The organism is Mycobacterium sp. 1165178.9, assembly GCF_001673555.1.
GTDB lineage: Bacteria > Actinomycetota > Actinomycetes > Mycobacteriales > Mycobacteriaceae > Mycobacterium.
The window spans coordinates 1-8,659 of the sequence record NZ_LZMB01000480.1 but is presented as its reverse complement, the minus strand read 5'-3'; the positions used below and the strand labels follow the sequence as shown (position 1 = coordinate 8,659).

Genomic DNA, 8,659 nt, shown 5'->3' with positions numbered 1-8,659 from the left:
AACCGCGCCCGCCGCGTGCTGCCGATGGGAGTCGGGGACGGCTCGGTCGACCCGGACACCGATTTCGACGCGAAGGCCGGCGCGCATGCCTGGCTCGAGCCCATTCCCGACTCAATGTTCAAGAGCCCGGAAGACGACCTCACCGCCAAGCAGAGCGTGCGGCTCGCCGTGATGACCGCGCTGCAGGAACTGCCGGCGCGGCAGCGCGCCGTGTTGATTCTGCGCGACGTCGTGCAATTCAGCGCCGCCGAAGTTGCCGAGCTCCTCGAAACCACGCCCGCGGCGGTCAACAGCTCGCTGCAGCGCGCCCGGGCCCACCTTGCCGAGCTCTCCCCCGCCGAGGACGAAATGTCCGAGCCTGGCGATGCGCAGCGTCGCGAACTGCTCGACCGGTATTGCGCCGCATTCGAAAACGCGGACATGGCGGCGCTGACGGCGCTGCTGCAAGCCGACGTCAAACTCGAAATGCCGCCCATGCCAGTCTGGTTCACCGGCTGCGACGCGGTGCTGCGGTTCCTCGCCCGGCGGGCTCTGGCCAAGCCAGGCGATATCGTGATGGTCCCGACGGCCGCGAATGCGCAACCCGCCGTTGCCGAGTACCGACGTAGCGCCGACAACACGATGGCGGCCCATTCCATTCATGTCCTGACCCCCGGCGCCACCGGGATCGTCGGCATCACCGTCTTCCTCGAGCCCGGCTTGTTCAGCACGTTTGGTTTGTCGCCAACCCGGTAACCTTGGTCCTGGGACGTAATCGCACCCTTGCTCTCTAAGGGAGGCCGGACCTGCATCGTCGTCGGCGTCGTCGCACGGTTTCACCTTCCCGCCCGCGTGTGGACAGCTCCTCCACACGTCAGGATCATTAGGCGCGGTAGACGAAGTTGAAGGGTGACGAGTGAAAATTCCGGGCGTTTCCAGCGTCGTCGCCGGCGTAGTCGGCGGAGCGGCGCAGGCGGTGCGGGCCGGTGTGTCCACCGCGGCGGAGGCCGCGGGCGCGCTGCAGACGCTGACCAGTCCCGTCACGGAATTGGCCGGCCCGGTGGTTCAGTCGGTCGCCGAAACTACGGGCCGCGCCATCGGGTTCGGCGGCCCCACCAACGGCTCGTCGGCCCAAATCTTGCCGCCGGTGCGCTGGCAGAGCGGGCGGCGGGTGCATCTGGACCTCGACCCGCTGCTGCCGTTCCCGCGGTGGGACGAGTACGCGGCCGTCCTCGAGGAGCCGGTTCGCCGGATTCGCGGCGTGGCCAAGGCCCATGTCGAGGGCTCGCTGGGCCGGTTGGTGGTCGAGTTCACCGACGACGCGGACCCGGATACCGTCCTCGACGAGGTCCGCGAGGCGGTCGTTACCGTGGCTGACGACATCGCTCCGGCAACTTCGATGTCCTCGTCCCTTTCCGCGCCCTTCGCCGACCCGGGTAACCCGCTGGCGATTCTGGTGCCGCTCACCGCCGCCGCCCTGGACATCGTCGCCGTGAGTGGGGCGGTCACCGGCTGGGTGACCCGCCTGCCCGCGGCACCCAAGACGACCCGGGCCGCGGCCGCCCTCATCAACCATCAGCCGCGCATGGTGGCGATCCTGGAATCGCGACTGGGTCGGGTGGGCACCGATATCGCGCTTGCCGCGACGACGGCGGCCGCTTACGGGCTGACCCAGGCGATCGGTACACCGCTGCTCGACCTGACCCAACGCACCCTGCAAATCTCGGAGGCGACGGCGCACCGCCGCGTCTGGCGAGACCGCGAGCCGGCGTTGGCGTCGCCGGAGCGGCCACAGGCTCCCGTGGTGCCCGTCATCTCGTCCGCCGGCGCCAAATCCCATGAGCCGCGGCACAGCTGGGCGGCCGCCGCGGCCGGCGAGGCTTCGCACGTCGTGGTCGGCGGGTCCATCGACGTCGCGATCGACGCCGGGAAGGGGTCGATGGCGGGCCCGGTCGAGAGCTACGTCGATTCCGCGGCCAACGGCGCGCTGATCGCCGCGGCGAGCGCGCTTGTCGCCGGCGGCGGTACCGAGGACGCCGCCGGCGCGATCGAAGCCGCGGTACCGCGCGCGGCGCACATGGGTCGGCAGGCCTTCGCGGCGGTGTTGGGCCGCGGGCTCGCCACCTCCGGGCAACTGGTCCTCGACCCCGGCGCACTGCGCCGGCTGGACCGGGTGAAGGTGGTCGTCATCGACGGCGCCGCGCTGCGCGGCGATCATCGTGCCGTCTTGCGCGTCCACGGCGATGCGCCCGGCTGGGACGACGACCGGGTCTACGAGGTCGCCGACGCGCTGCTGCACGGCGAGGAGGCACCCGAGCCCGATCCGGATGAACTCCCGGCCACCGGTGCGCGCCTGAGATGGGTCCCGTCGGAGGGCGGGCCGTCGGGCAAGCCCGCTCAGGGTCTGGAAAACGCCGACCTGATCGTCGACGGCGAATGCGTGGGCAGCGTCGCAGTCGGCTGGGAGGTCGACCCCTATGCGATTCCGCTCTTCCAGACTGCGAACCGGACCGGCGCGCGGGTGGTCCTACGCCACGTCGCCGGCACCGAGGACCTCGCCGCCAGCGTCGGCGCATCACATCCGCCGGGCACGCCGCTGTTGAACGTGGTCCGCGAGCTGCGAGTCGATCGCGGACCCGTCCTGCTGATCACCGCTCTGCATCGCGATTTCGCGTCGACCGATACCCTCGCCGCACTCGCGATCGCCGACGTCGGTGTGGCCCTTGACGATCCGCGCGCCGCCACGGCGTGGACCGCGGACATCATCACCGGCACCGACCTGGCCGACGCGGTGCGGATCCTGTCGGCTATTCCGGTAGCGCGCTCGGCCAGCGAATCGGCCGTGCACCTCGCCCAGGGCGGCACGACGCTGGCCGGGCTGCTGCTCGTCACCGGCGAAGAACAAGCACCCACCAGCCCCGTCAGCTTTCGCCGATGGCTCAACCCGGTCAACGCGGCCGCGGCGACCGCCTTGCTGGCGGGAACCCTGTCCGCCACCCGGGTGCTGCGCCTGCCCGATCCCACCCCCCAACCGCTCACCGCCTGGCACGCGTTGGATCCCGAGATCGTCTACTCGCGGCTGGCCGGCGGTTCCCGGCCCCTGGCGGTCGAAACCGAGCCGTCGTGGCGGCGTCGTCTCGACGACCTGTCGTATAGCCCGGCGCTGGCGCCACTGCGGGGTCCGCTGCTCAACGCGGCCAGGCTGGCGTCCGCCACGCGGGCCGAACTCGCCGATCCACTGACCCCGATCCTGGCCGTCGGGGCCGCCGCGTCGGCGATCGTCGGCAGCAACATCGACGCCCTGCTCGTCGCCGGCGTCATGACCGTCAACGCGATAACCGGTGGGGCGCAACGGTTACGGGCGGAGGCCGCGGCCGCCGAGCTGTTCGCCGAGCAGGACCAGTTGGTGCGCCGGGTCGTCGTTCCGGCTGTCGCGACGACCAAACGCCGGCTGGAGGCCGCGCGGCACGCCACCCGCACCGCCACGGTGTCCGCCAAGTCCTTGCGGCCGGGCGACGTCATCGACCTGACCGCACCCGAAGTGGTGCCGGCCGACGCCCGCGTGTTGTTGGCCGAAGACCTCGAAGTCGACGAGTCCCTGCTCACCGGCGAGTCGCTCCCGGTGGACAAACAGGAGGACCCGGTCGCGGTCAACGACCCCGACCGCGCCAGCATGCTGTTCGAGGGCAGCACCATCGTCGCGGGACGAGCCAGGGGGATCGTCGTGGCCACCGGCGTCGGCACCGCAGCGCACCGCGCGATCTCGGCGGTCGCCGATGTCGAAACTTCGGCCGGAATCCAAGCCCGGCTGCGGGAACTGACCAGCAAGGTGCTGCCGCTGACGCTTGCCGGCGGCGCAACGGTGTCGGCGTTGGCGCTGCTGCGCCGCGCGACGCTGCGCCAGGCGGTGGCCGATGGCGTCGCGATCGCGGTGGCCGCCGTCCCCGAGGGGCTGCCGCTAGTGGCCACCCTTTCCCAGCTCTCGGCCGCCCAGCGGCTGACGGCGCGCGGGGCCCTGGTCCGCGCGCCGCGCACCATCGAGGCGCTGGGCCGCGTCGACACCGTCTGCTTCGACAAGACCGGCACGCTTACCGAGAACCGGCTGCGCGTCGTCTGCGCCGTGCCCGACGATGTCGATCCGAACGATCCGTTCCCGAAGCTGACCGATCCGGAATCCGCCGGTCTGCTGCGCGCCGCCGCCCGCGCATCGGCCCAGCCGCAGGAAGGCCAGGGACATGCGCACGCCACCGACGAGGCGATCCTCACCGCCGCGAGTTCGCTGAACGGTCAAGGTGATTCGGACTGGACGATGGTCGCCGAGGTGCCGTTCGAGTCCAGTCGGGGTTTCGCCGCCGCGATCGGCACGGTGGGTCACGACGGCGCTGCCAATGGCCACCCCGTGGACCTGCCGGTGCTGGTCCTCAAAGGAGCTCCCGAGGTCATCCTGCCGCGCTGCAAGTTCGCCGACCCGAAAGCCGACCAAGCGCGGGCCGAGGCGGTGGTGCACGGTCTGGCCGAGCAGGGCTTGCGGGTGCTCGCGGTCGCGCAACGCAATTGGAAGCACGAGACCGACGATGAGGACACCGACGCGGACGCCGTGGACGGCGCGGCGCAGAACCTCGAACTGCTCGGCTACGTCGGTTTGGCCGACACCGCGCGGGCATCGGCGCGCCCGTTGATCGAAGCGCTGGTCGATGCCGACCGTGATGTGGTGCTGATCACCGGCGACCACCCGACCACCGCGCGGGCGATCGCCCGGCAGCTGGGCCTGCCCGCGGATGCGCGGGTGGTGAACGGCGGCGAACTTGCCGGGCTCGACGAGGACGCGTGCGCCCGGTTGGTCGCCGACGTGCAGGTGTTCGCCCGGGTCAGCCCGGAGCAGAAGGTGCAGATCGTGGCGGCGCTGCAGCGCTGCGGGCGCGTGACCGCCATGGTCGGCGACGGTGCCAACGACGCCGCCGCCATCCGGATGGCCGACGTAGGCATAGGGGTGAGCGGTCGCGGATCGTCGGCCGCTCGCGGAGCCGCCGACATCGTCTTGACCGACGAGGATCTGGGCGTGCTGATGGACGCCCTGGTCGAGGGCCGCAGCATGTGGGCCGGGGTTCGCGACGCGGTCACGATACTGGTGGGCGGCAACGTCGGCGAGGTGTTGTTCACCATCATCGGGACCGCGCTGGGCCAGGGCCGCGCCCCGGTGGGGACGCGTCAGCTGCTGCTGGTCAACCTGCTCACGGACATGTTCCCCGCGCTCGCTGTGGCGGTCACGTCGCAGTACGTCGAACCCGACGAAGCCGAGTACGAATCCGCCGAAGCCGCCGAAGAGGCACGCCGCATGCACCGCCGGGCGGTGCTGACCGGACCCACGCCGTCCCTTGACGCCCCGCTGATGCGCCAGATCGTCTCGCGCGGCGCCGTCACGGCCGCCGGCGCAACGGCCGCCTGGGCCATCGGACGATGGACACCGGGTACCGAACGCCGCACGGCGACAATGGGTTTGACCGCACTCGTGACTACGCAGCTGGCGCAGACGCTGCTGACACGCCGGCACAGCCCGCTCGTCGTGGCGACCGCCCTGGGCAGCGCCGGCGTATTGGTCGGCATCGTGCAGACCCCGGTGGTCAGTCAGTTCTTCGGGTGCACACCGCTGGGGCCGGTGGCCTGGTCCGGTGTGTTGGGTTCGACGGCGGGCGCCACCGCGATCTCGGCGCTGGCACCCAACTGGCTGGCCAAACAGGTCGCCGCTTTGGAGCCCGGCGAGCAGTAAGCGTCAGCGGGGCAGTTCTTTGCGCAGCACCTTGCCGGTGGGATTGCGCGGGATGCTGTCTACGACGTTGATGTCGCGCGGCTGTTCGAAGCGAGAGACCCGGCCCTTCAGGTACTCGCGCAACTCCGCCTCGTCGATCTCGCCGCCGGACTGAGCGACCACGAACGCGGCCAAGCGCTGACCGAACCGTTCGTCGGGGACACCGATGACAACGCTGTCGGCGATGGCGGGATGCTGGGCGAGCGCGTTCTCGACCGCACGCGGATAGACGTTTTCGCCGCCGGAGATGATCATGTCGTCCTCGCGGCCGACAATGAAGAGCCGGCCCGCGTTGTCCAGATAGCCCATGTCGCCGGTGCTGGTCATGCCGTCGACGACGGCTTTTGCCGCGCCGTCGGTATAACCCTCGCTGGTCAATTCGCCGCCGACGAAGATCCGCCCGGTGACCCGCGGCCCGACCGGCTTGTCGTTCTTGTTGAAAATGCGCACCGGGCACCCCACGACGGGTCTTCCCACGGTTTCGGGGGCTTCGCGCAAATCAGCCGGCGTGGCCAGCGCACCGATGCCGACCTCGGTGGAGCCGTACCCGTTGTAGAGGATGTCACCGTAGGCGTCCATGAACCGCTGACCCAGGCTGGGGTCGAGGCGGTCGCCGCTGGAAATCACGGTCCGCAAGTAGGGCAGCGGGTTTCGCGCCCGCACCTGCTCGGGCAGGTCCAGGATCCGCGCGAGCACGACGGGCACCGCGGTGAAGGCGTCGGCGCGGTGCAGCGACGCCTGGGCCAGCGCGGCTTCGGCGTCGAACTCACGACGTGTTAAAACGGTGCCCCCGAGCGCGAAGGTCAGCATCAGCATGCCCAGCCCCAACCCGTGAAACATGGGCATTGCCACCGAAACTCGTGAACCGGTGCGCAGCCGGGTGCGATCGAGGATCGTCACCCACACACCCACGGCGGAGCGCAACTGCGGTGTGCGGGGTACCCCTTTGGGTTTCCCGGTGGTGCCCGATGTCAGCAGCACGATGCGGCCGGGTGCGGCAACGTCCGGCCTGGGCGCGCCCTCGTCGGTGCCAACGGTCGCCGGATCGACCGTGACCACCGATTCATCCGCGGCCCGGACTCGCTCGGCGAGTTCGTCGTCGTCGACGACCACGGTCGAGATACGGTGGGCTTGCACCGCGGCCGCCAGCGCGTCGCTGCGGAACTCCGTACTCATCGGAACGACGTCGGCGCCCAGCAGAGCGGCGGCGAAAACGCCCGCCACGAAACGGCGTCCGTTGCGGCACATCACTCCGACCGCGTGTCCGGGTGCAGCGCCGTCGGCGGACAACCGCCGCGCCAGCGACTCGGTCAGCTGCTGCAGCTGCCGATAGCTCAGCGCGCCGTCGTCGTCGACGATCGCCGTCCGGTCGGGCCAACGCGCGGTCGTGACCGCCAGCAGCGTGTACGGATTTGTGCCGCCCCGGCGCGCCTCGCGAAGGAGCCGGAAAACCGCAAGCGGCGCCGGCGGATTGAGTAGACCGGAGTGCAGCAGGGCCCGGGCGGCGGTGGTCACCACGCGGTCAGTCGTCATCGTCGTCCTCGTCGGTGTCGGGCTCGGTCAAGAACCGCCGATGCCACAGCCGCGCGGCGTAGTCGGCCGGGCCGGCCAGCAGCACCGAGGCCAACTCGGCCGGCAACACCCAGGGTGGTTCGATGGTGCGTGGCCGCTCGATGATCGCTTTGGCGATGGCGTCGGCGGCTTCGTCCGCCGACAGTCCGGGAAGGCGACCCAGCAGCGGAGTGGGTGCGATCATCCTCGTTCGGACCAGCGCGAAATAGACCGTGGTGACATCCACACCGTCGGTGTGCAGCTCCGGAGCCACGCTGCGCAGCCACCGGTCGAAGGCGCCCTTCGACGCCTGGTAGGCACCCCACTGCGGACCCGGCACCACCCGCACGCCGACACTCGACACGTTAACTATGTGCCCGCTGCCATTGCTGCGCATGGCCGGCAGCAGACCCAGCAGCAACCGCACCGGCCCCAGGTAATTGATGTCGATGGTGCGCTGGAAGTCGTGCGGCCGGTCGTACTGCTCGTGCAACGAGCGGCGCAGTGACTTGCCGGCGTTGCTCACCACGATGTCGAGCGGGCCGTGCTCCTCGGTGATCTGTTTGGTCAGGGTGCTCACCGCGGATTCGTCGGTGAGGTCGGCCGGATAGGCGACCGCTTTACCCCCACCGGCGTTGATCGACGCCGTGACGTCGCGGAGCCGCTCCTCGGACCGGGCGACCACCAGGACGGTCGCCCCCGCGGCGGCCAGGCTGCGTGCGGTCGCCTCGCCTATGCCGTAGGAGGCGCCGGTCACCAAGACGGTCTTGCCGAAGACGGTGCCGCGCAACTTATCGGGATCCGACACCCGCGCCGGATTGGCCACGTGGTCCGTGACCGTGTTCAGGGCCTGCGCTATCGGGTTCACCTTCGCCGCCGCATCCACTCGGGCCGCTCGCCGATGCCGGCTCTTGCTTCACCGTGCTTCGGGCTCGTAACTACAAGTTAGGAGACCACATTGCATCGCGGGCCCTCGCTCCGGCCCGGCCGTGACGGCTTCGGGGGCGGCCTCGGTGTCGGTCCGGCTCTCGCGGATGCGATCGGCGGCGCCGGATACGCGCCGCGCGCAACCGATCTCACGCCGTCCGCAGCAGCGGCGCTAATTTTATGAGAACACTGTAATTTCGGTGTTTCCTGTGTTTAAGCAGCGTGTCGGTTGGGCACAATGGCGGCATGATTGCGCGTCACATCGTCCTCGGTTCAGCAGTAGTTCTCGCAGCGTCGGGCGTGGCCGTTTCGGCCCTGGCCACCTCCGTCATCTCCACCGCCTCGGCTGCCCAGTGTCCCGATGTGCAAGTAGTGTTCGCCCGCGGCACCGGCGAA

4 protein-coding genes and 1 pseudogene are annotated in these 8,659 nt (G+C 70.2%); 3 read left to right on the top strand and 2 right to left on the bottom strand.

The genetic code is table 11. From position 1 onward, the window contains the following. Both A5652_RS20585 and A5652_RS20580 read left to right on the top strand, forming a co-directional pair. Positions 1-735: RNA polymerase subunit sigma-70 (locus A5652_RS20585; RefSeq protein ID WP_067355861.1), on the top strand; the 735-nt coding region annotated here is incomplete at its 5' end. A 160-nt stretch (positions 736-895) separates the two neighbouring features. Continuing rightward, complete coding sequence (locus tag A5652_RS20580) at positions 896-5,746, top strand: cation-translocating P-type ATPase (RefSeq protein ID WP_067355858.1); 4,851 nt, start codon at positions 896-898, stop codon at positions 5,744-5,746. Positions 5,747-5,749: 3 nt separating this feature from the next. Here A5652_RS20580 and A5652_RS20575 read toward each other — a convergent pair whose 3' ends face one another. Next, positions 5,750-7,318: an AMP-binding protein gene (locus tag A5652_RS20575; RefSeq protein ID WP_067355854.1), complete on the bottom strand. Its 1,569-nt coding sequence runs from the start codon at positions 7,316-7,318 to the stop codon at positions 5,750-5,752. After that, the gene (locus A5652_RS20570) at positions 7,308-8,204 is read right to left on the bottom strand and encodes an SDR family NAD(P)-dependent oxidoreductase (RefSeq protein ID WP_197514033.1); all 897 of its coding nucleotides are present in this window, start codon (positions 8,202-8,204) and stop codon (positions 7,308-7,310) included. The genes A5652_RS20575 and A5652_RS20570 overlap by 11 nt, the downstream gene beginning before the upstream one ends. A 305-nt stretch (positions 8,205-8,509) precedes the next feature. Here A5652_RS20570 and A5652_RS28720 point away from each other — a divergent pair. Beyond that, positions 8,510-8,659, top strand: a pseudogene (locus tag A5652_RS28720) (cutinase family protein); the annotation flags it as partial.